The sequence below is a fragment of the Micromonospora sp. NBC_01392 genome (genome assembly GCF_045040125.1).
Classification (GTDB): Bacteria; Actinomycetota; Actinomycetes; order Mycobacteriales; family Micromonosporaceae; genus Micromonospora.
In genome coordinates this window covers 4,017,598-4,041,727 of record NZ_CP109549.1, presented here as the reverse complement: position 1 = coordinate 4,041,727, position 24,130 = coordinate 4,017,598, and the positions used below count along the sequence as shown (strand labels likewise).

Sequence of the window (24,130 nt, the reverse complement as noted above, 5' to 3'; positions counted from 1 at the left end):
CTACCTCCGTCCGGCGAGGACGCGGGGCCCGCGCCGGACGGACCGGCGCGGGCGACCCACTCGACGAGCTGTCAGGCGGTGACGCCGGCCCGGCGCCGGCGACGGACCAGGACGTACGCCCCGCCGGCGAGCGCGCCGGCGGCCAGCGCGCCGCCCGCCACCAGCACTCCGGTGTCGCCGTCCCGGCCACCGGCGCCGGCCTGCGCGCCGCCGATCGGGGTGACGGTGAACGTGGCGCTGCCGCCGTCGCTGCCGTCGCCGCAGGTCGTGGCCACCGTGTACGTGCCGAGCGTGAACCCGGCGGTGAACAGTTCCGCGCTCAGCCCGCCGCCCGCCGCGGCCGTGGTGGACCTGACGTTCTGATCCCGGTCCGGCCCGGTGACCCGGAAGATCGCGTCACCGGCCTTCGGGTTGCACGTCGAGGTGAGCACTACCGTGCCGCCGACCGGGGTGGTGGCGGGTGAGACTCTGGTGTCCGCCAGCGCGGCGGCCGGGAGCAGCAGTGCGCCGAGACCCACGCCGACCGCCGCCGATCCGAGAATTGACTGTGCCTTCATCCGCGTCTTCCCTCACTTTTCGTCCGCTGTCTGCGTGGGACGTCGTTCGGGTGGCCAACTCCGTGACGAGCACCGGTGTGGCCAACACTAGGAGGGTTGCGGCGGTCACTGGGGGTAATTGAGAAATCTTCGTTGCCGTCCGGTGTCCCCCCTCCCGCCACCGGACGGCGGACATGCCGGCACACGCGGCGCCGCGGCGGACAAAACGCCGAGCCGAGCCGCGCGAGGTTCGTGCCGCCGCGCGCCCGGCGCGGCTCAGCCGGCCGGCCGCTCCGGCCGGACCAGCCCGACGTCGTACGCGAGAACCACCGCCTGGATCCGGTCCCGCAGGCCCAGCTTGGTGAGAATCGCGGAGACATGCGTCTTCACGGTCGCGGTGCTCACATGCAGCCGCTCGGCGATCTCCGCGTTGGACAGCGCACGGGCGGTCAGCGTGAGCACCTCCACCTCGCGGGCGGTCAACGCGGCGAGGGCCCGCCCGGCGGTGGGCGCCGGACCGGGCAGCCGGTCGGCGAACCGGTCCAGCAGCCGCCGGGTCACCGTCGGCGCCAGCAGCGCCTCGCCCCGGGCCACCACCCGTACCGCCTCGGCCAGGTCCGCCGGGCGGGTGTCCTTCAGCAGGAAGGCGCTCGCCCCGGCGCGCAGCGCGGCGTAGACGTGCTCGTCGACGTCGAACGTGGTGAGCATGACGATCCGGGCCGGACTGCCGGCGGCCACCAGCTCCCGGGTGGCGGCGATGCCGTCCCGCCGCGGCATCCGTACGTCCATCAGCACCACGTCGGGCCGGGTCCGGGTGGCCACCGCCACCGCCTCCACGCCGTCCGCGGCCTCGCCGACCACGGTCAGGTCGGCTCGCGCGTCGAGCACCGTACGCAGCCCGGCGCGGATCAGCTCCTGGTCGTCCACGACCACCACGCGCACGGTCACCGGATCTCCTTCGTTCGCGACTGCGGGGCTCGCAGGCCCGGCTCGCTCCTCGCGCTCACGGGATCCTTCGTTCGCGACTGCGGGGCTCGCAACCCCGGCTCGCTCCTCGCGCTCACCGGGCCGCGCCGACCGGCAGCCGCGCGTGCACCCGGAAACCGCCGGTCGGCAGCGGGCCGGCGTCGAGGGTGCCGCCGAGCAGCCGGGCCCGTTCCCGCATGCCGACGATGCCGCGCCCACCTGTCGTCCCGGGCCGGCGGGCCGGCGGCGAGCCGTCGTTGACCACCTCGAGCCGCAGCACCCCGTCGTCGTACCGGACGTCGACGTCGGCCTGGGTGGCGTGCCCGTGCCGCAGCGCGTTGGTCAGCGACTCCTGCACGATCCGGTACGCCGAGAGCTGCACCCCGCCGGGCAGCTTCCCGCAGTCGCCCTCCCGGCGCAGCGTCACCGGCAACCCCACCGCCCGCACGGCCTCGACCAGCGCGTCGAGTTGGGCCAGCCCGGGCTGCGGCCCGTTCGGGTCGGTCCCGTCGTCGGCGGTCAACGCGTGCAGCATGGCGCGCAGCTCGGTGAGCGCGGCCCGGGCCGCCGTGTGGATGGACCCGAGCGCGGCGCGCGCCTGCGCCGGCTGCTCGTCGAAGACGTCCTCGGCGGCGACGGCCTGCACGGCGATCACCGCCACGTGGTGGGCGACCACGTCGTGCAGCTCGCGGGAGATCCGCTCCCGTTCCCGTGCGCGGACCTGCCGCTCCCACTCGCAGCGCCGTTGTTCCCGGGCGCGCAGCAACTCGCCGACCGACCAGCTCAGGCCGAGCGCCGTCACCGCGAGCAGCAGGTCCCGCCAGTCACCGGTGACCAGCTTCCACGGCGTGGGCGCCAGCAGCAGGCCGAGCCCGACAAGCGAGAACCGGGGCGGCCGCAGCCGGGCCACGTAGGACAGCGGCGCGGCCACCAGCCCGAGCCAGCCCAGCGCCGGGCAGAGCGCCTCCAGGCCCACGCCGGCCGCCGCGGCCATCGCGAGCGCGTACCCGGGTCGGTAGCGGATCCACAGCAGACAGCTGGCCTGCCACGCGGCGAGGCCGACCGCGACGGCGGTGCCGCCCGGCGTGGTCGGGCGGGTGTCCGACGTCAGCAGCACGAGCAGCGACACGCCGAACACGACGGCGGCGATGCCGCCGTCGATCAGCAGCAGCACGGACCGGGACCGGGACGGGCACCTCATGCCCCGGATGCTAGGCCGTCGGACCACCGCCGTTCATCGGCCGGGAGACGGAGATGCGGCAGGGCGCTGGGTCCCGGGACGGAGGCGGGAACCGCTCCCCGGCGTGATCCGCGCGGTGCCCGGCCGGACCTAGCGTTTCCACCAGAAGATCCGACCGGGAGGTACGCACCGATGGAGACCACGATCCCGAGCGCCACCGTCCGTCCGGCCCGTCGCCGTGACCGGCTGCTCACCGTGCTCGCCGCCACCGTCGCCACGCTGCTGGGCTGGGTCGTCGCGGTGCCGCTGGCCGGGGTGGAGCTGGTGGCGCGCAGCGGTGCCGGCGAGCAGCGCGTCACGCCGTTCGCCGTCGCGGTCAGCACGCTGCTCGCCGGCCTGGCCGGTTGGGCGTTGCTGGCCCTGCTGGAGCGCTTCACCGGGCGGGCCCGGGCCGTCTGGACCGTGGTCGCGGCGCTGGTGCTGCTGCTGTCCCTGCTCGGTCCGCTGGGCGGGGGAGCGGGTGGACCGGCGACGGTGACCCTGCTGGTGCTGCACCTGGTGGCCGGCGCCGTGCTGGTGCCCGGGCTGCGGCGGACCGCCGCCGGCTGAACGTCGGGTCGGGGTCGCCGGCACGGGGGTGGGCGACCCCGACCCGATCCTCGATCCAGGATCCTAGGATGCCCTACGGGGTGTGACGCCCGGTCAGGATCGCCGCGAGCGACGGCCGGTTCCCGGGGTCGGTGAACCGGCCCCCGAGCGCCGCGGGGGAGGACAGCGGATAGGTGAGGAAGAGTGCGGTCGGGTCGACGGCGGCTCGCGGACGGAGATTTTCCGACCCCGATGTCGAGAACCGGCGGCCGGCTCCGTCCCCGGGGTGAACGCGGCCAGAATGGGCCGCACCCGCACCGAGGAGACCCATCATGGCGAAGTACCTGCTGCTGAAGCACTACCGTGGCGGCCCGACCCCGGTCACCGACATGCCGCTGCTGGACCGGTGGACGCCGGAGGAGGTGACCGCGCACGTGCAGTACATGAAGGACTTCGCGGCCCGCCTTGAGGAGACCGGCGAGTTCGTCGACTCGCAGGCGCTCGCCCCGGAGGGCACGTTCGTGCGCTACGACGGCGAGGGTCGCCCGCCGGTCACCGACGGTCCGTTCGCCGAGACGAAGGACCTCATCGCCGGCTGGATGGTGATCGACGTGGACAGCCACGAACGCGCCCTCGACCTGGCCGCGGAGTTGTCCGCCGCGCCGGGGCAGGGCGGCAAGCCGATCCGCGAGTGGCTGGAGCTGCGCCCGTTCCTGACCGCGCCGCCCACCATCACGGAGTGACCCGACCGATGGACGAGGTGCTGCTGCGCAGCCTCATCCCGGGCGTCCTCGGCGTCCTCGTCCGTCGCGGAGCCGACTTCGCGACGGCCGAGGACGCCGTGCAGGACGCCCTGGTCGAAGCGCTCCGCGTCTGGCCGGCGGACCCGCCGCGCGAGCCGAAGGCGTGGCTGGTCACCGTGGCCTGGCGCCGGTTCCTCGACACGGCCCGCGCCGACGCCGCCCGGCGTCGGCGCGAGGACGCCGTCGACGAGGAGCCGGCACCCGGGCCGGTGCCCGGGGTCGACGACACGCTCCGGCTCTACTTCCTCTGCGCGCATCCGTCGCTGACCCCGTCGTCCGCGGTGGCGCTCACCCTGCGTGCGGTCGGCGGGCTCACCACCCGGCAGATCGCCCGGGCCTACCTGGTGCCGGAGGCGACCATGGCGCAGCGGATCAGCCGCGCGAAGCGCACCGTGTCCGGCGTCCGGTTCGACCAGCCCGGTGACGTCGCCACCGTGCTGCGCGTGCTCTACCTGGTGTTCAACGAGGGCTACTCCGGCGACGTCGACCTGGCGGCCGAGGCGGTCCGACTCACCCGACAGCTCGCCGCCGCCATCGACCATCCCGAGGTGGCCGGGCTGCTCGCCCTCATGCTGCTGCACCACGCCCGCCGGGCCAGCCGGACCTCGCCCGACGGCAGTCTGGTGCCGCTGGCCGCGCAGGACCGCCGCCGCTGGGACACCGGCCTGATCGCCGAGGGAGTGCGGATCCTCCAGTCGGCGTTGGCCCGCGACCGGCTGGGTGAGTTCCAGGCCCAGGCCGCCGTCGCGGCGCTGCACGCCGACGCGCCCACCGCGGCGGAGACCGACTGGGTGCAGATCGTGGAATGGTACGACGAGCTGGTGCGCCTGACCGACAGTCCGGTGGTACGGCTCAACCGGGCGGTCGCCGTCGGCGAGGCGGACGGTCCGCGGGCCGGGCTGGCCGCGCTCGCGGCGCTGGACGAGGCGCTGCCCCGGCACGCGGCGGTGGCCGCGTACCTGCACGAACGCGACGGTGACCGGTTGACGGCGGCGCGCCTCTACGCCGAGGCCGCTCGTCGGGCGACCAATCTGGCCGAGCGTGACCACCTGATCCGCCAGGCCGCCCGCCTCAACACTCGGTGACCATCCCGGGGTGGACGCCGGCCGGTTCTCGGGGGTGCGCTCCGCAGGGGTCGGCGGGTCGGTCGCACGCTAGCCTGCGGGCATGGATCTGGGGCTGGACGGCGAGCGGGTGGCCGCGTCCCTCGCGCACCGACTCGACGGGCTGACCTTCGTGGATCTGACCACCGACCAGGTGACCGCCCGGCTGGTCGACGCCGTGGCCGAGTGGGCGACCGGCGAGGGTTGGCGGGTCTACCGCCGGGCGGCGAGCGTGGTGCCGTTGCCGCCGCCGCTGTCCGGGCGGCAGTCGGTGCTCGACGTCGCCTGCGCCCGGCCGGACCGTCCGCCGGTCGTCGTCGAGGTCGACCACACCGACCGTCGACGGACCGTGGAGAAGCTGCTGGCCGAGGCCGGGGCCGGGCGCGTCCCGATCTGGTTGCGCTGGGGCGTACCCGGGTTCACCGCGCCGCCCGCGCCGATCCGGATGGTGGCGGTCGAGGTGTCCCGCCGTAACGGTCCGGCCGGCCAGGGGCGGCTGTACTCGCGGCGACCGGTGGTGGACCGGCCGGCGCCGCCGCACTCGGTCCCGGCGGGCGGTCCCGGCGACCCGGTCGCGCTGCCGATCCCCACCCTCGCCGAGGCCGACTGAGCTGAGCGGGGACGCGGCCGGCCCGGTAGTGCCCCGCGCCGGCCGCGAGACGCACGCCGGCGGCCGTTTCGCGGCCGGCGGCGGCCGTCGGGATGTCGGCGGTCCACCAGTGCCGCCGGGCCATCGGCGCGCTCCGGCCACCGCCGCGCTCCGGCCACCGGTGCCGTCCGGCCGTGGACGCTGTCATGCCGCCATTGTGGTCGGCGTCGTCCCGGGGTCGGCGCGAGGCGCCGGCGGGCCGTCGGCGCCCGGCGGGGTGGGTGACTCCGGCAGGCCGAGGGCCTCGTCGACCCGGCCGAGGACCGGGTCGTCGGTGCCGACCGCGCGCAGCAGGTCGATGGCGGTGGCCCGGATCTGCCCGATGATCATGATGAGGGGCAGGGGCGGCTGGGACTCGAACAACTGCGCGGCGATGCGGACCGCCTCCAGGGCGGCGGCGTCGGCCCGTTCGGCGCACTCGGTCGCGTCCTCGTCGCCGGTCAGGCTGTGCACCATGGCCTCGCCGGCGGCGCGGAGCGCGTCGGCGAGTTCGTTCATCGCCAGGGCCAGCTCGGGTGGGGTGGCGGTGTGCAGCCGGGTCAGGTGCACCCCGGCGCGGGCCAGTACCCGGATGTTGCGCGCGGCGTAGTCGAGTTGCCGGGTGGTGGCCTCGACCTCCCGGACCTGGCCGATGTGCCGGCGGCGGCGGACCCGTAGTTGCAACGTCTCACCGGTGGCCGCCACCGCCTCGCGCAGCCGATCCACGCAGTCGTCCACCTGGCGGGCCCGCTCCAGCGCCGCCCGGGCGGCGTCCTCGTCGCACCGGCGCAGCGCGTCGTTGATCCGGTCGAGCAGGTCGGCCAGGTCGGTGAAGGTCTGCCGGGCCTCGGCCACCAGCGGCGCGAGCGGGTCCCGGGCGACGATCAACTGGCTGGCCGCGATCGCCACCGCGCCGCCGATCAGCGCGTCGACGAACCGGAACGGCATCAGGCTGCCCTTCGGCGCGGCCACCACGACCAGGTACAACGCCGAGACGGCGGCCTGTACGGTCAGCGTGGTGCTCGCGCCGAGCACCACCATCAGCCCGAGGGTGCAGCCCAGGACCAGGAACACGGTGGTGGTGGTCGGGCCGAGGGCCTGCACGACGACGTCGGCCACCAGGATGCCGGCGGCCACCCCGAGCAGGATCTCGATGGTCTGCCGCAGTCGCTTGCCCCGGGTCTCGCCGAGCACCACGAGCGCGGCGGACGGGGCGAAGAACGGATCGGGGTGGCCGATCACCCGGGCGGCGAGGACCCAGGCGACGGTGGCGGCCACGGTCGCCTCGACCACCGACACCCAGTCCCGGCGTACCCGCCCGGCGGCGGCCCGCACCCAGTTCCGCATGTCTGTACCTCACCTTGGTCGCACCGGTCGGGTTCACCGGGCCGGCCCGGTCGTCGCCCGCAGGTACCCCGACCGGCCCGCGTCCTAACGAGAGCACGCCCACGTGTGAGGTGGGGCCCCGTCTCTACCGGAGGCGTTAACAGGGGGCCCGGCCTTAAACCGCTCGGCGGGGCGGCTGGTAGCTTGCGGCTTCGTGACGGGGGAACGGCTGGACGGGCGCTTCGCCCGCCTGTGGGCCGCGAGCACGCTGTCGGCGTTGGGTAGCGGCACGGCCACGGTGGCCGCTCCGCTGTACGTGGCGGCGCGGACCGACGATCCGCTGGTGGTCTCCGCGGGCGCGGCGGTCTCGTGGTTGCCGTGGCTGCTGTTCGCGCTGCCCGGCGGGGTGCTGGCCGACCGGGTGGACCGGCGCCGGCTGATGGTGCTCATCGACTGGGTACGCGTCGGCGCGCTTGTCGCGTTGGCCGCGGCGATGCTGGCGGGTCGGGCCGGGGTGGCGCTGCTCTACGTGGTGTTGTTCGTGGTGAACACCGGTGAGGTGGTGTTCCGCACCGCGGCGCAGGCGGTGCTGCCGGCGGTGGTGCCGCGGGCCCGGCTGGAGCGGGCGAACGGGTGGTTGAGCGGCGGCACCCAGGTGATGCAGAACATGGTCGCCGGCCCGCTCGGTGGTTTCCTGTTCGTGTTGGCGGCGGCCGTGCCGTTCGCGCTGAACGCCGGCACGTACGCGCTCAGCGCCGTGCTGGTGGGTCTGCTCGCCGGTTCGTACCGGGGCGCGCCGGCGGCGGCCGGGGCGCGTTCGGTGCGGGCGGAGGTGGCGGAGGGGTTCCGTTGGTTGTCGTCGCAGCGGCTGCTGCGGACCATGGCGCTGCTGATCGGGTTGCTGAACGTCACGCTGACCGCCGCGGTCGCGGTGCTGGTGTTGCTGGCGACCGAGCGGCTCGGTCTCGGCCCGGTCGGGTACGGCGTGTTGTTCACCTGCATGGCGGTGGGCGGGCTGCTCGGTTCGGTGGTCGGCGACCGGTTGATCGCCGCGCTGACCGCCACCTGGACGGTGCGGGTGGGTCTGCTGGTGGAGGCCGGTCTGCACCTGGCGTTGGCGGCGTCGCGCAGCGCGGCGGTGGTCGGGTTCGCGTTGTTCGCGTTCGGCGTGCACAGCGCGTTGTGGAACATCGTGGCGAACTCGCTGCGGCAGCGGCTCACCCCGCCGGCGTTGATGGGGCGGGTGGGCAGCACGACGTTGTTCCTCGCGGCGGGTGGCAACTGTGTCGGCGCGTTGCTGGGTGGCGTGGTGGCGGCCCGGTTCGGGATCACCGCCCCGTACTGGGTGGGGTTCGTGGTGGCGGTGGTGGTGATCGCCGCGACGTGGCGGGTGTTCGACCGGGCGACGGTGGCCGCCGCGTACGCCGAGCCGGCCCCGGAGGCGCCCGGGCCGGCGGTCAGCGCAGCGGGGGGACCGGCAGCGTGAGGCCCTGCGCGGCGGCCTCGTGCGCCAGCTCGATCAGTTCGACCACGGCGACCGCGTCGGCCGGGTCGACGGGCATCGGTGTGCCGTCGCGCAGCGCGGTCGCCACCTGGGCGTAGAAGTCCGGGTAGCGGCCCGGTTCGGTGGGTACGGCCCGCAGGTCGTCGTCGGCGCCGAGCCGCCCGTACCGTTGCGGGTCGACCGCGCCCCAGCCGGGTTCGTCGGGTCGCCGGCCGGCGCGCAGCGCCGCCTCCTGCGGGTCGAGGCCCCAGCTCGTGTAGGCGGCCCGGTCGCCGAGCACCCGGAAGCGGGGGCCGGACTGCGCGGTGACCGCGCCCGTCCAGAGGTGCGAGCGTACGCCGCCGGCGTGGGTGAGCGCGACGAACGCGTCGTCGTCCACCTCGGCGCCGGGCCGCCGCCGGTCCACCTCGGCGTAGACGTGTTCCACCGGCCCGAACAGGTGGACCGCCTGGTCGATGAGGTGGGCGCCGAGGTCGAACAGCGCGCCGCCGGCGTCGTCGGGCGCGCCGCTCTCCCGCCAGCCCGGTTTGATCGTCGGCCGCCACCGTTCGAACCGTGACTCGAACCGGGTGACCCGGCCCAGTTCGCCGGCCTCGACCAGTCGGCACACGGTGCGGTAGTCGCCGTCCCAGCGTCGGTTCTGGAACACGGTGAGCGGCACGCCGGCGGTTTCGGCGTCGGCCAGCAGCGCCCGGCCCTGCGCGCCGGTCGGGGCGAGCGGCTTGTCCACCACGACCGGTAGCCCGGCGGCCACCGCGGCCCGGGCCAGCGGCACGTGCTGCCGGTTCGGCGCGGCCACCACCACCAGGTCGAGCTGGTCGGCGGCCCGCCACAGGTGGTCCGCGTCGTCGACGACCCGGGCGTCGGGGTGGTCGGCCTGGGCCTGCGCGCGGCGCTGCGGGTCGCGGGTCACCACCGCGTCCAGCCGTAGGCCGGGAGTGGTGGCGATGAGCGGGGCGTGGAAGACCCGCCCGGCCGTGCCGTACCCGAGCAGTCCCACCCGCAGCGTCATGCCGCCGAATCTACGCGGCGCGGCGGCGCCGGGCGGCGGGGTCCCCGGCGGCGCTGCCCGCCGGTGTGACAGCGTGGGCGGATGCCCGCATCCTCCCCGGTCGACGTCGACCTCGCGCTGGTCGGCGGCGGCGGTGCCGCGTCGCTGGTCCTGGCCGCCCTGGACCGGCACGGGGTGACCGGCGTGCGGGTCGCGGTGGTCGACCCGGTCCGCAAGCGGGGCCAGGACCGCACCTGGGCGTTCTGGGGCACGCCGGGCGGTGACCTGGAGCCGCTGTTGAGCGCGAGCTGGTCGCGGGTGGAGGTGGTCACCGCGGCGGGCCGCCGCGTCCTGCCGCTGGCACCGCTGCGGTACGCCATGGTCCGCTCCGCCCCGGTCTACGACCGGGCTGCCGAGGCGGAGCGGCGGCTGGACGCGGTCCGGATCGCCGGGCCGGCGGGGGAGCTGCGTGACGACGGGGAGCGGGTCACCGTGTGCGACCCGTCGGGGCGGGCGTTGGTGCGCGCCGGTTGGGTGTTGGACTCCCGGCCGCGCCCGCCGTCGCGGCCGGGGCGGACGAGCTGGTTGCAGCACTTCCGGGGCTGGTGGTTGGCGGCGGAGCGGCCGACGTTCGACCCGGGTCGGGCGGTGCTGATGGACTTCCGCACGCCGCAGCCGGCCCGCGGGGTGTCGTTCGGGTACGTGTTGCCGGTCGACGAGCGGTTCGCGCTTGTCGAGTACACCGAGTTCGGGCCGGCGGTGCTCGACGACGCCGGCTACGACGCGGCGTTGCGCGGCTACGCGGGGCTGCTGGGGCTGGATCTGGGCGCGTTGCGGGTGCGGGAGGTGGAGAACGGGGTGATCCCGATGACGGACGGTCCGTTCGTGGTCCGGCCGAGCCGCCGGGTGGTGCGGTTGGGCACCGCCGGCGGGGCGACGCGCCCGTCCACCGGGTTCACGTTCTCCGCGATGCTGCGCCAGGCCGACCAGGTGGCCCGGGCGGTGGCGGCGGGCCGGCCGCCGGTGCCTCTGCCTGCGTACCCGGGTCGGCACCGGTGGATGGATGCGGTGGCGTTGCGCGCGCTGGACCGGGGGCACGTGGCCGGGGTGGAGTTCTTCGACCGGCTGTTCGACCGCAACCCGGCGGAGCGGGTGCTGCGGTTCCTCGACGGCGTGACCACGCCGGCCGAGGATCTGGCGGTGATGCGGTCCAGCCCGCTGCTGCCGATGACCGGCGCGGTGCTCGGCGACGCCGCCGGGCGGTTACGCGCCCGTCTGCGCCCCGCTCAGGGTCTCGGTGACCCGGTCGCGCACCAGCGCTCGTAGCCGTTCCATCGGGTCGCCGTCGCCGGCGCCGAGCCGGTTGCGGACCGCCGCCACGGTCAAGCCCAGTTCCGGGTACGCGAACGCGAGGCTGCCGCCGCTGCCGGCGGTGCCGAACGAGCCGTCGTCGTCGACCGCGTAGCCGAGCCCGAACGTGCTCTCCTGCCCGAACACCCACTCCTGGGCGCGGACGGCCGGTGCGGACACCGCGCGCAGCCGCTCGGCGGAGATCAGTCGGACGCCGTCGACGGGGCCGAGCAGCGCCGCGTACATCCGGGCGACCGCGCGGGCGCTCATGGTGCCGACCGAGGGCACGTCGGCGCGCAGCACGTCGGGGTCGCTGCCGGTCGTGGTGTCGGGGCGGACCGCGGGTGGGGCCACCGCGTCGAAGTGCGGCAGGTTCGCGCCGGCCCAGGTCATCAGCGCGGACAGGCCGGCGTCCTCCAGCCGGGCCAGCCGGGTCAGCTCCGCGTCGGGTACGCCGAGGAACAGTTCCCGGGTCACGCCGAGCGGCCCGGCCACCTCCTCGGCGAGCACCTGGGAGACCGGTCTGCCGGTGACCCGGCGGACCACCTCGCCGAGCAGCCAGCCCCACGTCCACGCGTGGTACGCCAGCCGCTCGCCGGGGGCCCACAGTGGTGTCGCGTCGGCGAGCAGGTCGCACATCCGGGACCAGTCGGTGAAGTCGGCGGGGGTGACGTCGGCGGGCAGCGCGGGCAGGCCGGCGGTGTGGGTGAGCACGTGGCGCAGCGTGATGCCGTCCTTGCCGTGCCGGGCGAACTCCGGCCACACCCGGGCCAGGGGCAGGTCCTCGTCGAGCCGGCCCTGTTCGGCCAGCACGTGCACCACGGTGGCGGTGAGGCCCTTGCCGGTGGAGACCGCGTGCACCGGCGTGTCGGCGGTCATCGGCCGGCCGGTGGCGGTGTCGGCGAGCCCGGCCTGCTCCTCGACGATCGGCGCGCCGTCGAGGTACGCGGCCACCTGCACGCCGGCCTCCCGCCCGGAGGTCACGAGGTCGTCGAGCGCGGTGCGCACCTCGGCCCGCAGGCCGTCCCAGCGATTGTCCACGATCAGCGAGCCTGCCAGAGCGTCGCGTCGCCGTCGTGCGGTTTTTCGTCGTCGGTGAGCAGCCGGGCGCGCAGCGCGGCGATGGTCTCCTCACCCACCCCGAGCCGCCCGGTGACGTAGCCGTGGACCGAGCCGTGCGCCGCGGTCAGCTCGGCCAGCACCAGCCGGATGAGCGCCTCGGGCGCCCGCCCGTACGCGGGCCAGCGTGGCGTCGCGCCGTGGCGGTCGCGCCACTCGGCGACCAGCCGCCCGGTGGCGTGTTCGGTGCGCGCGAAGTCCGCCGCGATCTGGTCGGTGTCCACGCCGAGCAGGGCGAGCACCAGCGCGGCCAGCAGCCCGGTGCGGTCCTTGCCGGACGCGCAGTGGAACACCAGCGGGTGCGCGTCGTGCGCGATCACCTCCACCGCCCGGCGCAGCTCGACCACGCCGTCCTCGGCCACCTCGGCGTACCGGTCGGCCAGGTAGCGCCACGGGTCCACGTCGGGGTCGATGTCGGCCTGGACGTAGGTGCGGTGCTCGATGCTCAGGTTGTGCCAGGTGACGCCGAGGCTCTCCGGTGCCCGGCCGCGATCGGCGATCTCCCACGGGTAGCGCAGGTCGATCACGGTGCGGACGCCGAGCGCCGCGAACCGGGCCAGGTCGTCGCCGGCGAGTTTGGCCAGGGAGTCGGAGCGGTAGAGCCGGCCGCGGGCCACGGTGCGACCGTCGTCGGTACGCCAGCCGCCGAGGTCTCGGAAGTTGCACAGGGTGCTGAACTCCAGGGGTGCGGTCATGGCTCCGCACGCTAGTCGGGCGACCCGCCGCGGGTGGTCCCGCCGGGCCCCGGGCGCGCGGGTCGGGCGGTCGGGTCGGGCGGCGTACCGGGTAGGTTGCCGGCATGGTGGAGGCGGAGAGCGGCCGGGTCGTGGAGATCTGGACCGACGGCGCGTGCAGCGGCAACCCCGGGCCGGGCGGCTGGGGCGCGCTGCTGCGCTGGGGCGGGCACGAGCGGGAGCTGTGCGGCGGCGAGGCCACGCCGACGACCAACAACCGGATGGAGCTGACCGCCGCGATCCGGGCGTTGGAGAGCCTGACCCGGCCGGTCACGGTGCGGCTGCACACCGACAGCACCTACGTGCGTAACGGCATCACCGGCTGGGTGGACGGGTGGAAGCGCAACGGGTGGCGCACCGCCGCGAAACAGCCGGTGAAGAACGCCGACCTGTGGCAGCGGCTGGAGGCCGCCTGCGCGCGCCACGACGTCACCTGGCTGTGGGTGAAGGGCCACAACGGGCACCCGGAGAACGAACGCGCCGACGCGCTGGCCAACCGGGGGATGACCGAGACGCGGGCGGCCGGCGCACCGGCCGCCCCGCGCGCGGCTCAGCGCAGCGGCCGGCCCTCCTCGATCTCTTCCGGCTCGTCGGCCGGGTCGCCGGTGCCGGAGACCGCGTCGACGTCGTAGCCGGCGCGGCTCGTGTCCTGCGCCGAGCGGCGGTCCTCGGCGGGCAGGTCGGCGAAGTCGTCGCCGGTGTCGTTGGTGGTGTGCAGGGATTCGCCCGGCGGGCGTAGGGACGCCTCGTAGGCGGTGGCGCCGTCGGGTTCGTCGCCGACGGCGCGGCCGAAGGACTCGTCACTGGTCATGTCGCACTCCTGCCCGCCCGCGGTGACGGCAAACGTTCAGCGGGCCGCGTCGGGGTGGGTCGGCATCGACGAGCCGCCCGAGCTGCTGCCGGACGCTCCGCCGGCCATCCCGGACCCGTCGTCCTCGGTCACCTCGTCCGGCGCCGGCGTGTCCGGGGCGGGGGCCGGCACGTCCGTGTCCGCCGCCACCTGCACCAGGCGGGCCTGGCCGGCGGCGTCCTCGGCGTGCGCCGGGTCGACGGGTTCCTCGCCGTCGCGTGCCCGATATCCCATCGCTCCGCCCCCCGCTCGCGTCGACCCGTGCCGCCGCCTACCCGCCCCACCCCCACCAAAACCCCCACCCCGGTGATCAAGGAGTTCGCGTCGGCGTCGTGCGCCCGGTGACACGAACTCCTTGATCACCGGGAGCGGCGGGGGGTGCGGCGGCGGGATCGGTGGGTGGGGATGGGGAGCGGGGTGGGGGACCAGTGGGTGGGGCGGTGCAGGCCGGCGGGCAGGAGCGTGCGGTGGTCGCCGCGGGCGGCGTCGAGTTGGGACTGGTGCACGAACAGGCACCCGCTCAGGTCGGTGCCGCGCAGATCCGCCCCGCGCAGGTCGGCGCCGGTCAGGTCGGCGGCGCCGAGCCGTACGCCGCGCAGGTCCGCGCCGATCAGCGTGGCGCCGCGCAGGTTCGCCCCGGCCAGTTCGGCGCGGCGCAGGTCGACGCCGATCAGCGTCGCGCCCCGCCGGTCGGGGCCGGCGCGGCCGGCCCGGGCCCGCTCGCCGGCGCTCGACAGCAGCCGGTTGACCCGGCCCCGGTGGGCGTCGACGTCGACGGCGAGCAGGTCGTCGGGCGTGCCGTCGGTGAGCCGGCCCGTCTCGTCGAGCGTCGCGACCAGGTCGTCGCGCAGCGGGCCGGGTGGGGTGATCCGCACCGCCTCGGTCAGGTACCACAGCAGCTCGTGCAACGGCCGCAACACGGCGAACGTGTCGAACATCCGCCGCGCGGTGGCCGGATCGGTCCGCCAGTCGCGGCCGGCGAACGTGCCCTGGGTGAGGTGCTGGCCGGCGCCGAAACAGTCGAACACGGTGCACCCGGGGAACCCGCGTTCGCGCAGCTCGGAGTGGATGCCGCAGCGGGAGTCGACGCGCAGGTTCGGGCAGGGCTGCCCGGCCGGTTTGTCGACGGCGAAGTCGGCCGAGGCGGCGAACGCCGGCGCGACGCAGCAGACCCCGGCGCAGCGCGCGCAGTCCGCCCGCAGCTCCCGGCCCACACCCGCGTCCGACCCTCCGGTCATCGCCACGCCTCCCCGAATCCCCCGCTCCGCCCGCGCCCATTGTCCGCCCACCCCCATCCGCCCGGACCGACCCCCTCGTGATCACGACCGTGGGGGTGGCGAACCGGACGGCGGGCACCGCCACGGTCATGACCGGCGCCGGCCGGGGCGCGGAATGGCTGAACGGGTGACAACCGTGGCCGTGATCCGTGGCAACGCATTGCAGAATCAGCGGCACGAATGGCTGAACGGTTGACAACCGGATAGCGCCGTTATTGCGCCGATGCATTCCGTACGCCGGATCGTTGTCGATGTCCGACAACCGGAACGGCCGTTACCGTAACGATTCTTTTCCCCGTTCCCAGACGCTTTACCGTCAGGTGGCAGGGACGTTTTCCGCCCACCGGGAGGATCCTCATGAGCGACCTTTCCCATCCGCCGTCGGTGGCCACACCCGTCGACCCGGCCGCTCCGGAACCGGTGGCCGGAACCGTCGCCGGTCGCCCGGAGATCGTCGGCCGGTCGCCCAACCAGCTCGCCTGGCTGCGGCTGAAGCGGGACCGCACGGCCCGGGCCAGCGCCGTGACGCTGGCCGTCGCCGCCGTGGTCGCGCTCGGCGCGCCGCTGCTGGGCCACCTCACCGGAATCGATCCCACGGACAAGTTCGTCGACCGGCTCAACGATTTCGGAATGCCGATCGGCTATGCCGGCGGGATCAACGCCGACCATTGGCTCGGGTTGGAACCCGGCAGTGGCCGCGACATCGCGCTGCAGTTGGTGTACGGGCTGCGTACGTCGCTGTTCATCGCGTTCGCCTCGGCGCTGCTGGCCTCGGTCATCGGAGTCGCGGTCGGGGTGCTGGCCGGCTGGGCCCGGGGCTGGTTGGACAGTGTCGTCAACTGGCTGGTCGACCTCACGTTGGCGTTCCCGTTCCTCATCTTCGCGCTCGCGGTGATCCCGATCCTCCAGGACCGCTTCTACTCCGACCGGGAGTCCCCGTCGCCGGCGTTCCGGGTGGCCCTGATCGTCGCCACCTTCGGGCTGTTCAGCTGGACGTACACCGCGCGGCTGGTCCGCGGGCAGGTGATCTCGCTGCGGGAGCGGGAGTTCGTCGAGGCGGCCCGCGCCGCCGGCGCCGGCACCGGGCACGTCCTGCTGCGGCAGCTCCTGCCGAACATCTGGGCGCCGATCCTGGTCACCGTCTCGCTGATGGTGCCCCAGTTCATCGCCATCGAGGCGGCGCTGGCCTTCGTCAACATCGGCGTCACCGAACCCACGCCCGACCTCGGCCGCATGATCTTCAACAGCATCGGCTACGTCGCGAGCGACCCCTGGTACACCCTGTTCCCCGGGTTGACGATCTTCCTGCTGGTCCTGGCGTTCAACCTGCTCGGTGACGCGCTGCGCGACTCGCTGGATCCCCGCTCCACCCGGTAGTCCCACCCGGCCACCACATGCCCGGCCGGCGGGGGCCGCCGGGCAGGAAGGGAGCACTCCGTGCGTACCCGAACCCGGACACTGACCGGTGTCCTCGCCGCGGCGGCGCTGGTCGCCGCCGGTTGCAGCCCCACCACCGACGGCGGTGACGGCGCGGACCAGCAGGCCAAGACCCAGAGCGGCTCGATCTCCTACCGGGCCGCCGACAACCAGGGCCCGGCGAAACCCGTCGACGGCGCCGCCCGGGGCGGCACGCTGACCGTCATGCAGCCGGCCGACTTCGAACACCTCGACCCGGCCCGCAACTACGTCAACACGCAGCAGGTGACCGGCGGGCAGCTCTACCGGGCGCTCAACGGCTACAAGGAGGACGGCAGCGGCAAGCTGCTGCTCGTCGGCGACCTGGCGACCAACCCCGGCAAGGACGTCAACGACGACTGCAAGGTCTGGGAGTTCACCCTCCGCGACGGCGTCAAGTACGAGGACGGCTCGGCGGTGACCAGCAAGGACGTCGCCCACGGCATCGCCCGGTCGTTCGCGCCGGCGCTCAACGAGGGCCCGCACTACATCCAGCAGTGGCTCTACCCGGGCGGCACCTACAACGCGAGCTACCAGGGACCGTACGACGGGGGCCGGCCGATGCCCGACGGCGTCGAGACCCCCGACGACAGGACGATCCGGTTCACGTTCCCGCAGCCGCACTGCGACCTGCCGTACGCCGCCGCGCTGCCCACCAGCGCGCCGGTGCCGGCCGCCAAGGACACCCGGGCCAACTACGACCTGCGGCCGTTCTCCTCCGGCCCGTACCGGGTGAAGTCCTACCAGCGGGACGTGGCGCTGGAGCTGGAACGCAACCCGCACTGGGACGCGGCGACCGACCCGATCCGCAACGCGTACCCGGACGCGATCCGGGTGACGTTCGGGCTGGAGCAGGCCCAGATCTCCGAACGGCTGGTCGCCGACGGACCCGCCGACCAGACGGCGCTGAGCTGGGCCGACGTGCCGCCGTCCGTGCTGCCCCGCACCACCGGCTCCGGCGTCGCCGACCGGGTGGTCAAGGGCCCCACCCAGTACACCTGGGTGCTCAGCATCAACACCCAGCGGGTCACCGACCTGGCCGTCCGGCGGGCGCTCAACTACGCCGTGGACAAGGACGCGCTGCTCAAGGTGCTCGGCGGGCAGGCCGCCGGCTCCCCGGCCACCACCCTGATGTCGCCGACCACCGCCGGCTTCCAGAAGTACGACCTGTTCAACGCGCCGGTCACCGGCGACCGGGCGAAGGTCACCGAGCTGTTGGCCGGCAAGCGTCCCAAGCTGGTGCTCGCCCACTCCAACCTGGAGCTGCGCACCCAGCAGGCCGAGGCGTTGCGCAAGAACCTCACCGACATGGGCTTCGACATCGTGATGAAGCCGATCGACAACAGCAGCTACTACGACGAGGTCGGCCGCCGGAACAACCCGTACGACATCTACCTCAGCGGCTGGGGCTCGGACTTTCCCTCCGGCTCGACGATCATCCCGCCGGTCTACGACGGCCGGGAGATCGTGGCCGAGGGCAACCAGAACCTGTCGTACCTGAACGAGCCGTCGGTCGGCGCGGAGATCGACCGGGTCCGCAGCCGGCCCGCCGCCGAGCAGGACGCCGGCTGGATGGCCCTCGACCGCACCATCATGCAGGAGTACGCCCCGGTCGTGCCCTGCTACTACGACGCCACCTACGAACTGCACGGCTCCAAGGTCGGCAACGCCTTCCTCAGCGACGCGTTCGGCATCATCTCGCTCAACGGGATCCACGTGAAGCAGTGACCGTCGGCGGGGGCGGCCACGCCGGCCGCCCCCGCCCCACCCGGGGGAGGTGTTTCCCGTGCTCCGTTTCGTGCTCCGGCGACTGCTCGTCGCCGTCCTGACCCTGGTCGTCGTCAGCCTGGTCACGTTCGGTCTGTTCTTCGCGGTGCCGAGCAGCCCGGCGAAGGTGATGTGCGGCAAGAACTGCACCGCCGCGGACATCGCCCAGGTCGAACAGCGGCTCGGCACCGACCGGCCGCTGCCCCGCCAGTACGCCGACTTCGTCCACGGCGTCTTCGCCGGCCGCAGCTACGGCGAGGGCGACTTCCGGCAGGACTGCCCGGCGCCCTGCCTGGGCTTCTCGTTCCGCAACAACCAGCCGGTCACCGAGATCGTCGTCCAGCGTGCCCCGGTGACGTTCAGCATCGTCCTCGGCGGCGCCGTGCTCTGGCTGGCCCTCGGCATCTCGCTGGGCATGGTGTCGGCGCTGCGGCGCGGCACCGCGTTCGACCGGGCCGCCATCGGCATCACCCTCGCCGGGGCGTCCATGCAGGTCTACTTCTTCGGCCTGATCCTGCTCTACCTGCTCGTCTACTCCACCGGGCTGCTGCCGTTCCCCAGCTACACCCCGCTGACCGAGAACCCGGTCCGCTGGGCGGCCGGACTGATCCTGCCCTGGATGACGTTGGGTTTCCTCAACTCGGCGCTCTACGCGCGCCTGTCCCGCGCGCAGATGCTGGAGACGCTGTCGGAGGACTTCGTCCGTACCGCCCGGGCGAAGGGACTGTCGGCGCGGCAGGTGCACACCCGGCACGCGCTACGCGCGGCGATCACCCCGATCGTCACCATCGCCGGGCTGGACATCGGCACCAGCCTCGGTGGCACCTTCATCACCGAGACCATCTTCGGCCTCCAGGGCCTCGGCAAGGCCACCGTGGAGGCGGTGCAGTTCCTCAACCTGCCGGTGGTGATGGCGACCGTGCTGCTGGCGGCCGTGTTCATCGTGGTCGCCAACATCGTCGTCGACGTGCTGTACGCGGTGATCGATCCGCGCGTCCGGTTGAGCTGAGCGGGAGGAGTCGACATGGTCGAGCATCGGATGCCGCAGGACCCGTACCTGCGCGTCACGGATCTGCGGGTGCGGTTCGACACCGAGGACGGTGTGGTCAAGGCCGTGGACGGGGTGTCGTTCACCGTGGAGCGGGGTCGCACGCTCGGGATCGTGGGGGAGTCCGGTTCCGGCAAGAGCGTGACCTCGCTGGCGATCCTGGGTCTGCACAACGCGAGGCGGACCGTCATCTCCGGGGAGATCTCGGTGGGCGGGCGTCAGCTTGTCGGCCTGCCCGATGAGGAGGTGCGGCGGCTGCGGGGTCGGGACATGGCGATGATCTTCCAGGATCCGCTGTCGGCGCTGCATCCGTACTACTCGGTGGGCAAGCAGATCGCGGAGGCGTACCGGGTGCATCACCCGAGGGCCGGGAGGCGGGAGGCCCGCAGTCGGGCCGTGGACGTGTTGGACCGGGTCGGCATTCCGCAGCCGGCAAAGCGGTTCGCGCAGTTTCCGCACGAGTTCTCCGGTGGGATGCGGCAACGCGCGATGATCGCGATGGCGCTGGTCAACGACCCCGACCTGCTGATCGCCGACGAGCCGACGACGGCATTGGACGTGACGGTGCAGGCGCAGATCCTGGATCTTCTCGCGGATCTCCAGGCGGAGTTCCGATCGGCGATCGTGTTGATCAGCCACGATCTGGGTGTGGTGTCGCAGGTGGCTGATGACGTCCTGGTGATGTACGGGGGGCGGGCCGTGGAGCACGGCAGCGTGGCGCGGGTGTTGCGGACGCCGCAGCATCCGTACACCTGGGGGTTGTTGTCGAGTGTGCCGTCGTTGCACGGCGACGCGGACGCGGACCTGGTGCCGATCCCGGGTAATCCGCCGTCGTTGATCAATCTGCCGTCGGGGTGTGCGTTCCATCCGCGGTGCCGGTGGGCCGACGACCGGTCCCGCCTTGAGGTGCCCGGGTTGCGGGACGCCGGTGAGTCGGGGCATCTGGTCGCCTGTCATCTGTCGGCGGGGGACCGGGAGCGGATCTACCGCGACGAGATCGTCCGGGTGGGGGTGGCCCGATGAGCGTCGAGACCGAGCCGCTGTTGTCGGTGCGGGGGCTGACCAAGCATTTCCCGGTGCGGGACGGGCTGCGTGGCAGGGGGGCGGTGCGGGCGGTCGACGGCCTGGACTTCGACGTGCGGCCGGGCGAGACGCTCGGTCTGGTGGGGGAGTCGGGGTGTGGGAAGACCACGACCGGGCGGATGTTGGTGCGGTTGTTGGAGCCCACCGCCGGCAGCATCACGTTCGCCGGTCGGGACATCACCCACGCGGGGCGTCGGGATCTGCGTGACCTGCGGCAGGATTTGCAGATCATCTTCCAGGACCCGTACGCGTCGTTGAACCCGCGGCACACGGTCGGGCGGATCGTGGCGATGCCGTTGCAGGTCAACAACATCACCCCACCCGGCGGGGTCAAGCGGCGGGTGCAGGAGTTGCTGGAGCTGGTCGGGCTCAACCCGGAGCACTACAACAGGTATCCGCACGAGTTCTCCGGCGGGCAACGTCAACGCGTCGGCATCGCCCGCGCCCTCGCGCTGAAACCGAAGCTGATCGTCGCCGACGAGCCGGTCTCCGCCCTCGACGTCTCCATCCAGGCGCAGGTCATCAACCTGCTACGCGGCCTGCAACGCGACCTGGACCTGGCGTTCGTGTTCATCGCCCACGACCTCGCCGTGATCCGTCACTTCTGCCACCGCGTCGCGGTCATGTACCTCGGCAGAATCGTCGAGATCGGTGACCGGAACGCCATCTACACCCGACCGCAGCACCCCTACACCCGGGCGTTGCTGTCGGCCATCCCGGACGTCACCACCCTCGGCCCCGCCGGCCGCATCCGCCTCACCGGCGACGTCCCCACCCCCCTCAACCCACCATCGGGCTGCCGCTTCCGCACCCGCTGCTGGAAAGCCACCGACCGCTGCGCCACCGAGACACCCGCACTGACCACCCGCGACGGCGGCACCCAACTCACCGCCTGCCACCACCCGGAGAGCGGCCCGATCACCGTCTCGACCGACGAGGGCACCTGACCTGCAACGATGACGCGCAGAGGCAGCCGGGACGGGGGTGACGCGGCTCGTCCGTCTGAACGGCCCGCCCGAGATCGGCAAGTCCACCCTGCTTCGGGGACCAAGGTCGATCAAGGAGTTCGGGTCGAGGTCGGTCTCGACCCCGGACGCGAACTCCTTGGTCAACGGGCGGCCGGAGCGGGGGCGGCCGGGGAGTAGAGGGCGGCCAGCGCGGCGGCGGTCCCGGCCAGGCGGGCGCGCAGGTCGGCGGGGGAGAGAACCTCCACGTCGGCGCCGAGCCGCAGCAGGTCACCGTGCGCGTGGGTGAGCGACTCGATGGGAATCACGGCCCGCACCCAGCCCGCCGCGTCGGGCGGGCCGGCGCTCGCCTCGACGGCGCCGACCACCACGTCGCTGCCGATCTCGTGCAACCGCTCCCGCCCGCGCGGGGAGAGCCGGATGTGGGCCTCGTCCCGGTGCAGCCCGGCCCGGAACGCGACCACGTGCGCCCGCCACCATTCCGGCAGGTCGAACTCCGGCCGCTCGAACGGCTCGTCCAGCGGGTCGAGGTCGAGGATCTGGTTGATCCGGTAGGTGGCCGGCCCGGCACGATCCGGGCGGGCCGCGACCACATACCAGCGGCCACCCTTGAGCACCAGGCCGTACGGCTCCAGCACCCGGGTGACCTCCTCGCGCCAACTCCGGTAGCGGACCCGGATCCGGTGTTCCCGCCACACCGCCTCGGCCACGGCGGCCAGGTGCGGCGACGGGTCCCCGTCGGAGTACCAGCCCGGGGTGTCCAGGTGGAACCGTTGCTCCAGTCGGGCGGCCCGGTCGGCCAGCGGGGCGGGAAGCGCGGCCCGCAGCTTGAGCTGCACGGCCGCCGCGACCGACTGGTAGCCCAGCTCGGCGGCCGGCCCGGGAAGCCCGGCGAAGAGCAGCCGGTCGGCCTCCTCGGCGGTGAGCCCGGTCAGCCGGGTCCGCCAGCCGTCGACGAGCCGGTAGCCGCCGGCGTGCCCGGCCTCGCCGTACAGCGGGATGCCGGCCGCGTGCAGCGCCTCGACGTCCCGGTAGACGGTGCGCGCCGACACGTCGAGCCGGGTGGCCAGGTCGGCGGCGGTGAGCCGGCCGTGCGCCTGGAGCAGCAACAGGATGGACAGGAGTCGACTGGCCCGCATTCCGGTGACACTAGCTGTCAGGGAAGTGGCCCTACCGTCCGCGCATGGCCTTCCACGACAAGGAGCTGACCGTGCCGGGGACCGTCGAGGTCGCCGGCCGGCACGTCAAGCGCTATCACATCGACCAGCCCGAACGCCGTCTCGAACCGGAGGTGGTCACCGCCGCGTACGCGTACCTGCCGGCGCTGCTGCCCGGCCTGGACGGCACCACGCCGCCGGTGAGCTGGACCGTGCTGCACCGGGGCGCGGACACCGGGGCGTACCTGCTGGCGTACAGCTGGTTCTTCGACAACGTCGTCGAGTGCCACATCGCGATCGCCGGGCAACCGGCGCTGGCCTGTCCGGACGACGACCCGGCACACTTCGTCGACCTGACGCGTCCCGGCGTCGGCTGCGTCTGGGAGCTGGGCGTGCTGGAGCACGAGCGCGCCGCCTGGGTCCGGCACCTGCTCGCGCCGGACGAACCCGACCTGGCCGGCTACCTGGCCGACACCCGCGCCGAGGGGCCGGTGGGACACTGATGGGCGACTTCGACTTCCTCGTCGGCGCCTGGGACGTGGCCAACCGGCGGCTGCGCGAGCGTCACGTGGGCAGCGACGACTGGGACGAGTTCGCCGGCGTCAGCGAGGCGCGGTCGTTCTTCGACGGCGCCGGCAGTTTCGACGAGATGCGCTGCCCGAGCCGGGGCTTCTCCGGCTCCACCGTGCGGCTCCTCGACCCGGCGACCGGCCTCTGGTCGATCTACTGGATGAACAGCCGCCGCGGGGTGCTGGAGCTGCCGCCGGTGGTGGGTCGGTTCACCGACGGCGTCGGCACGTTCCACGCCGACGACTCCGACGAGGGACGGCCGGTGCGCTGCCGGTTCATCTGGTCGGCGATCACCCCCGCCTCCTGCCGCTGGGAGCAGGCGTTCTCCACCGACGGCGAACGCACCTGGGAAACCAACTGGATCATGGAGTTCGCCCGGCGAGGCTAGTGCGCGTACCGCGGCTCAGGGCGGCCCGACCGGGGGCGCGGTGGTGCGGTAGATCGCGGTCAGCCAGACGTCGAGCAGCACGTCGACCACGTCCCGCTCGGCCACCGCCGGGCCGTCGCCGGCGAACGTCGCGTACCAGACCCGCTCGTTCATCGAGTTCAACGCGATGGCCAGGTCCCGGGCGGGCAGCCCGTCCGGGGCCGCGCCGCGCGCGCGTTCCATCTCGATCGCGGCCTGCACCGCGCGGACCCAGCGTTCCAGCACCTCGGCCCAGAGCCGCCGGACCTCGGCGTTGGTGCCGCGCACCTGGGCGCAGGCGAGCACCACGTCGCGGTGGCCACCGAAGGTGGCGTGGAACCGGGCGATCAGCTCCCGCCACCGGGCGCGCGGATTCTCGGCGAGCCGGTCCAGCACGTCGCCGGCGGCGGCGTCGGCCTCCTCGGTGACCCGGTCGAGCAGGGTGAGCAGCACCGCGTCCTTGGACGGGAAGTAGAAGTAGAACGTGGGCCGGGAGATGCCGGCGCCCCGCGCCAGGTCGTCGATGGAGATGTCGCCGAACGCGCGCTCCCGTAGCAGCCGCTCGGCGGTGGCCAGGATCGCCACCTCCCGGTCGTCGCCGGTGGAGCGGCCGGCCCGCCGCCCACGGTTCGGCGTGGTGCCGGTCGGCGTCCGGGCGGTGGTCATGTCGGCCGATGCTACACCCGGTCAACACCCTGTCGATCGGACTCGACAGGGTGTTGAC

The 24,130-nt window shown here is 73.8% G+C and carries 26 protein-coding genes; 14 read left to right on the top strand and 12 right to left on the bottom strand.

Features of this window, described 5'->3' with window-relative positions; translation table 11 throughout:
- Nucleotides 1-71: 71 nt before the first annotated feature.
- The 3 genes from OG767_RS17580 to OG767_RS17570 form a co-directional block, all read right to left on the bottom strand.
- Nucleotides 72-557 carry a hypothetical protein gene (locus OG767_RS17580; RefSeq protein WP_281941438.1) on the bottom strand — a complete coding sequence of 162 codons (486 nt, stop codon included), beginning with the start codon at nt 555-557 and terminating at the stop codon, nt 72-74.
- A 255-nt stretch (nt 558-812) separates the two neighbouring features.
- Nucleotides 813-1,484 carry a response regulator gene (locus tag OG767_RS17575; protein WP_405089542.1) on the bottom strand — a complete coding sequence of 224 codons (672 nt, stop codon included), beginning with the start codon at nt 1,482-1,484 and terminating at the stop codon, nt 813-815.
- Between the two features lie 112 nt (nt 1,485-1,596).
- Nucleotides 1,597-2,703, bottom strand: coding sequence for a sensor histidine kinase (locus OG767_RS17570; RefSeq protein WP_405089541.1), 1,107 nt, complete (start codon nt 2,701-2,703; stop codon nt 1,597-1,599).
- A gap of 171 nt (nt 2,704-2,874) precedes the next feature.
- Between OG767_RS17570 and OG767_RS17565 the strand changes: the two genes are divergently transcribed.
- The 4 genes from OG767_RS17565 to OG767_RS17550 all read left to right on the top strand — a co-directional run bounded on the left by OG767_RS17565 (nt 2,875) and on the right by OG767_RS17550 (nt 5,786).
- Nucleotides 2,875-3,291: a DUF6069 family protein gene (locus OG767_RS17565; protein WP_405089540.1), complete on the top strand. Its 417-nt coding sequence runs from the start codon at nt 2,875-2,877 to the stop codon at nt 3,289-3,291.
- Between the two features lie 311 nt (nt 3,292-3,602).
- Complete coding sequence (locus tag OG767_RS17560; RefSeq protein WP_357306203.1) at nt 3,603-4,013, top strand: YciI family protein; 411 nt, start codon at nt 3,603-3,605, stop codon at nt 4,011-4,013.
- An 8-nt stretch (nt 4,014-4,021) separates the two neighbouring features.
- The gene (locus tag OG767_RS17555; protein ID WP_405094240.1) at nt 4,022-5,158 is read left to right on the top strand and encodes an RNA polymerase sigma factor; all 1,137 of its coding nucleotides are present in this window, start codon (nt 4,022-4,024) and stop codon (nt 5,156-5,158) included.
- An 82-nt stretch (nt 5,159-5,240) separates the two neighbouring features.
- On the top strand, nt 5,241-5,786 hold the full coding sequence (locus tag OG767_RS17550) for a hypothetical protein (RefSeq protein ID WP_405089539.1): 546 nt from the start codon (nt 5,241-5,243) through the stop codon (nt 5,784-5,786).
- Between the two features lie 183 nt (nt 5,787-5,969).
- Here OG767_RS17550 and OG767_RS17545 read toward each other — a convergent pair whose 3' ends face one another.
- Nucleotides 5,970-7,151 carry an FUSC family protein gene (locus OG767_RS17545; RefSeq protein WP_405089538.1) on the bottom strand — a complete coding sequence of 394 codons (1,182 nt, stop codon included), beginning with the start codon at nt 7,149-7,151 and terminating at the stop codon, nt 5,970-5,972.
- Nucleotides 7,152-7,344: 193 nt separating this feature from the next.
- Between OG767_RS17545 and OG767_RS17540 the strand changes: the two genes are divergently transcribed.
- Entirely contained in the window at nt 7,345-8,616 is a 1,272-nt protein-coding gene (locus tag OG767_RS17540) for an MFS transporter (protein ID WP_405089537.1), read from the top strand.
- On the opposite strand, the gene OG767_RS17535 is transcribed toward OG767_RS17540, so the two are convergent.
- Nucleotides 8,588-9,646 (bottom strand): Gfo/Idh/MocA family oxidoreductase, encoded by a 1,059-nt coding sequence (locus OG767_RS17535; protein WP_405089536.1) that lies wholly within the window; start codon nt 9,644-9,646, stop codon nt 8,588-8,590. The genes OG767_RS17540 and OG767_RS17535 overlap by 29 nt on opposite strands.
- An 81-nt stretch (nt 9,647-9,727) precedes the next feature.
- Here OG767_RS17535 and OG767_RS17530 point away from each other — a divergent pair, with 81 nt between their 5' ends.
- The gene (locus OG767_RS17530; RefSeq protein ID WP_405089535.1) at nt 9,728-10,951 is read left to right on the top strand and encodes a lycopene cyclase family protein; all 1,224 of its coding nucleotides are present in this window, start codon (nt 9,728-9,730) and stop codon (nt 10,949-10,951) included.
- Here OG767_RS17530 and OG767_RS17525 read toward each other — a convergent pair.
- The gene (locus tag OG767_RS17525; protein WP_405089534.1) at nt 10,889-12,016 is read right to left on the bottom strand and encodes a serine hydrolase domain-containing protein; all 1,128 of its coding nucleotides are present in this window, start codon (nt 12,014-12,016) and stop codon (nt 10,889-10,891) included. The genes OG767_RS17530 and OG767_RS17525 overlap by 63 nt on opposite strands.
- 2 nt (nt 12,017-12,018) lie before the next feature.
- Nucleotides 12,019-12,789, bottom strand: a complete 771-nt coding sequence (locus tag OG767_RS17520) for a tyrosine-protein phosphatase (protein ID WP_405089533.1) — start codon at nt 12,787-12,789, stop codon at nt 12,019-12,021.
- Nucleotides 12,790-12,893: 104 nt separating this feature from the next.
- Between OG767_RS17520 and rnhA the strand changes: the two genes are divergently transcribed.
- Nucleotides 12,894-13,460 (top strand): ribonuclease HI, encoded by a 567-nt coding sequence (gene rnhA, locus OG767_RS17515; RefSeq protein WP_405089532.1) that lies wholly within the window; start codon nt 12,894-12,896, stop codon nt 13,458-13,460.
- Here the strand turns inward: rnhA and OG767_RS17510 are convergent.
- The 3 genes from OG767_RS17510 to OG767_RS17500 form a co-directional block, all read right to left on the bottom strand.
- Nucleotides 13,379-13,639 carry a hypothetical protein gene (locus OG767_RS17510; RefSeq protein ID WP_405089531.1) on the bottom strand — a complete coding sequence of 87 codons (261 nt, stop codon included), beginning with the start codon at nt 13,637-13,639 and terminating at the stop codon, nt 13,379-13,381. The genes rnhA and OG767_RS17510 overlap by 82 nt on opposite strands.
- 36 nt (nt 13,640-13,675) lie before the next feature.
- Entirely contained in the window at nt 13,676-13,912 is a 237-nt protein-coding gene (locus OG767_RS17505; protein WP_281941412.1) for a preprotein translocase YidC, read from the bottom strand.
- 125 nt (nt 13,913-14,037) lie between these two features.
- Complete coding sequence (locus tag OG767_RS17500) at nt 14,038-14,916, bottom strand: pentapeptide repeat-containing protein (RefSeq protein ID WP_405089530.1); 879 nt, start codon at nt 14,914-14,916, stop codon at nt 14,038-14,040.
- Between the two features lie 396 nt (nt 14,917-15,312).
- On the opposite strand from OG767_RS17500, the gene OG767_RS17495 reads away from it, so the two are divergent.
- From OG767_RS17495 to OG767_RS17475, 5 genes are read left to right on the top strand one after another with little or no spacing between them, the layout of a single operon-like run.
- On the top strand, nt 15,313-16,332 hold the full coding sequence (locus OG767_RS17495) for an ABC transporter permease (protein WP_405089529.1): 1,020 nt from the start codon (nt 15,313-15,315) through the stop codon (nt 16,330-16,332).
- Nucleotides 16,333-16,392: 60 nt separating this feature from the next.
- A complete protein-coding gene (locus OG767_RS17490) occupies nt 16,393-18,138 on the top strand; it encodes an ABC transporter substrate-binding protein (protein WP_405089528.1) in 1,746 nt (581 codons plus the stop codon).
- A gap of 58 nt (nt 18,139-18,196) precedes the next feature.
- Complete coding sequence (locus OG767_RS17485) at nt 18,197-19,186, top strand: ABC transporter permease (RefSeq protein ID WP_405089527.1); 990 nt, start codon at nt 18,197-18,199, stop codon at nt 19,184-19,186.
- A 15-nt stretch (nt 19,187-19,201) separates the two neighbouring features.
- Entirely contained in the window at nt 19,202-20,248 is a 1,047-nt protein-coding gene (locus tag OG767_RS17480) for an ABC transporter ATP-binding protein (RefSeq protein WP_405089526.1), read from the top strand.
- A complete protein-coding gene (locus tag OG767_RS17475) occupies nt 20,245-21,255 on the top strand; it encodes an ABC transporter ATP-binding protein (protein ID WP_405089525.1) in 1,011 nt (336 codons plus the stop codon). Before OG767_RS17480 ends, OG767_RS17475 begins: the two co-directional genes overlap by 4 nt.
- A gap of 161 nt (nt 21,256-21,416) precedes the next feature.
- Here OG767_RS17475 and OG767_RS17470 read toward each other — a convergent pair whose 3' ends face one another.
- Nucleotides 21,417-22,412: a helix-turn-helix transcriptional regulator gene (locus tag OG767_RS17470; protein WP_405089524.1), complete on the bottom strand. Its 996-nt coding sequence runs from the start codon at nt 22,410-22,412 to the stop codon at nt 21,417-21,419.
- Nucleotides 22,413-22,456: 44 nt separating this feature from the next.
- On the opposite strand from OG767_RS17470, the gene OG767_RS17465 reads away from it, so the two are divergent.
- Nucleotides 22,457-22,933, top strand: coding sequence for a hypothetical protein (locus tag OG767_RS17465; protein ID WP_405089523.1), 477 nt, complete (start codon nt 22,457-22,459; stop codon nt 22,931-22,933).
- The gene (locus tag OG767_RS17460) at nt 22,933-23,388 is read left to right on the top strand and encodes a hypothetical protein (protein WP_405089522.1); all 456 of its coding nucleotides are present in this window, start codon (nt 22,933-22,935) and stop codon (nt 23,386-23,388) included. Before OG767_RS17465 ends, OG767_RS17460 begins: the two co-directional genes overlap by 1 nt.
- Before the next feature lie 15 nt (nt 23,389-23,403).
- On the opposite strand, the gene OG767_RS17455 is transcribed toward OG767_RS17460, so the two are convergent.
- The gene (locus OG767_RS17455; protein ID WP_405089521.1) at nt 23,404-24,072 is read right to left on the bottom strand and encodes a TetR/AcrR family transcriptional regulator; all 669 of its coding nucleotides are present in this window, start codon (nt 24,070-24,072) and stop codon (nt 23,404-23,406) included.
- Nucleotides 24,073-24,130: the final 58 nt, after the last annotated feature.

Bases quoted from the DNA above. Each gene is read 5' to 3' on its own strand.
- OG767_RS17580 (WP_281941438.1), bottom strand. From the start codon at position 557: ATGAAGGCACAGTCAATTCTCGGATCGGCGGCGGTCGGCGTGGGTCTC.
- OG767_RS17570 (WP_405089541.1), bottom strand. From the start codon at position 2,703: ATGAGGTGCCCGTCCCGGTCCCGGTCCGTGCTGCTGCTGATCGACGGC.
- OG767_RS17565 (WP_405089540.1), top strand. From the start codon at position 2,875: ATGGAGACCACGATCCCGAGCGCCACCGTCCGTCCGGCCCGTCGCCGT.
- OG767_RS17560 (WP_357306203.1), top strand. From the start codon at position 3,603: ATGGCGAAGTACCTGCTGCTGAAGCACTACCGTGGCGGCCCGACCCCG.
- OG767_RS17555 (WP_405094240.1), top strand. From the start codon at position 4,022: ATGGACGAGGTGCTGCTGCGCAGCCTCATCCCGGGCGTCCTCGGCGTC.
- OG767_RS17550 (WP_405089539.1), top strand. From the start codon at position 5,241: ATGGATCTGGGGCTGGACGGCGAGCGGGTGGCCGCGTCCCTCGCGCAC.
- OG767_RS17545 (WP_405089538.1), bottom strand. From the start codon at position 7,151: ATGCGGAACTGGGTGCGGGCCGCCGCCGGGCGGGTACGCCGGGACTGG.
- OG767_RS17535 (WP_405089536.1), bottom strand. From the start codon at position 9,646: ATGACGCTGCGGGTGGGACTGCTCGGGTACGGCACGGCCGGGCGGGTC.
- OG767_RS17530 (WP_405089535.1), top strand. From the start codon at position 9,728: ATGCCCGCATCCTCCCCGGTCGACGTCGACCTCGCGCTGGTCGGCGGC.
- OG767_RS17520 (WP_405089533.1), bottom strand. From the start codon at position 12,789: ATGACCGCACCCCTGGAGTTCAGCACCCTGTGCAACTTCCGAGACCTC.
- rnhA (WP_405089532.1), top strand. From the start codon at position 12,894: ATGGTGGAGGCGGAGAGCGGCCGGGTCGTGGAGATCTGGACCGACGGC.
- OG767_RS17510 (WP_405089531.1), bottom strand. From the start codon at position 13,639: ATGACCAGTGACGAGTCCTTCGGCCGCGCCGTCGGCGACGAACCCGAC.
- OG767_RS17505 (WP_281941412.1), bottom strand. From the start codon at position 13,912: ATGGGATATCGGGCACGCGACGGCGAGGAACCCGTCGACCCGGCGCAC.
- OG767_RS17500 (WP_405089530.1), bottom strand. From the start codon at position 14,916: ATGACCGGAGGGTCGGACGCGGGTGTGGGCCGGGAGCTGCGGGCGGAC.
- OG767_RS17495 (WP_405089529.1), top strand. From the start codon at position 15,313: ATGAGCGACCTTTCCCATCCGCCGTCGGTGGCCACACCCGTCGACCCG.
- OG767_RS17480 (WP_405089526.1), top strand. From the start codon at position 19,202: ATGGTCGAGCATCGGATGCCGCAGGACCCGTACCTGCGCGTCACGGAT.
- OG767_RS17475 (WP_405089525.1), top strand. From the start codon at position 20,245: ATGAGCGTCGAGACCGAGCCGCTGTTGTCGGTGCGGGGGCTGACCAAG.
- OG767_RS17470 (WP_405089524.1), bottom strand. From the start codon at position 22,412: ATGCGGGCCAGTCGACTCCTGTCCATCCTGTTGCTGCTCCAGGCGCAC.
- OG767_RS17465 (WP_405089523.1), top strand. From the start codon at position 22,457: ATGGCCTTCCACGACAAGGAGCTGACCGTGCCGGGGACCGTCGAGGTC.
- OG767_RS17460 (WP_405089522.1), top strand. From the start codon at position 22,933: ATGGGCGACTTCGACTTCCTCGTCGGCGCCTGGGACGTGGCCAACCGG.
- OG767_RS17455 (WP_405089521.1), bottom strand. From the start codon at position 24,072: ATGACCACCGCCCGGACGCCGACCGGCACCACGCCGAACCGTGGGCGG.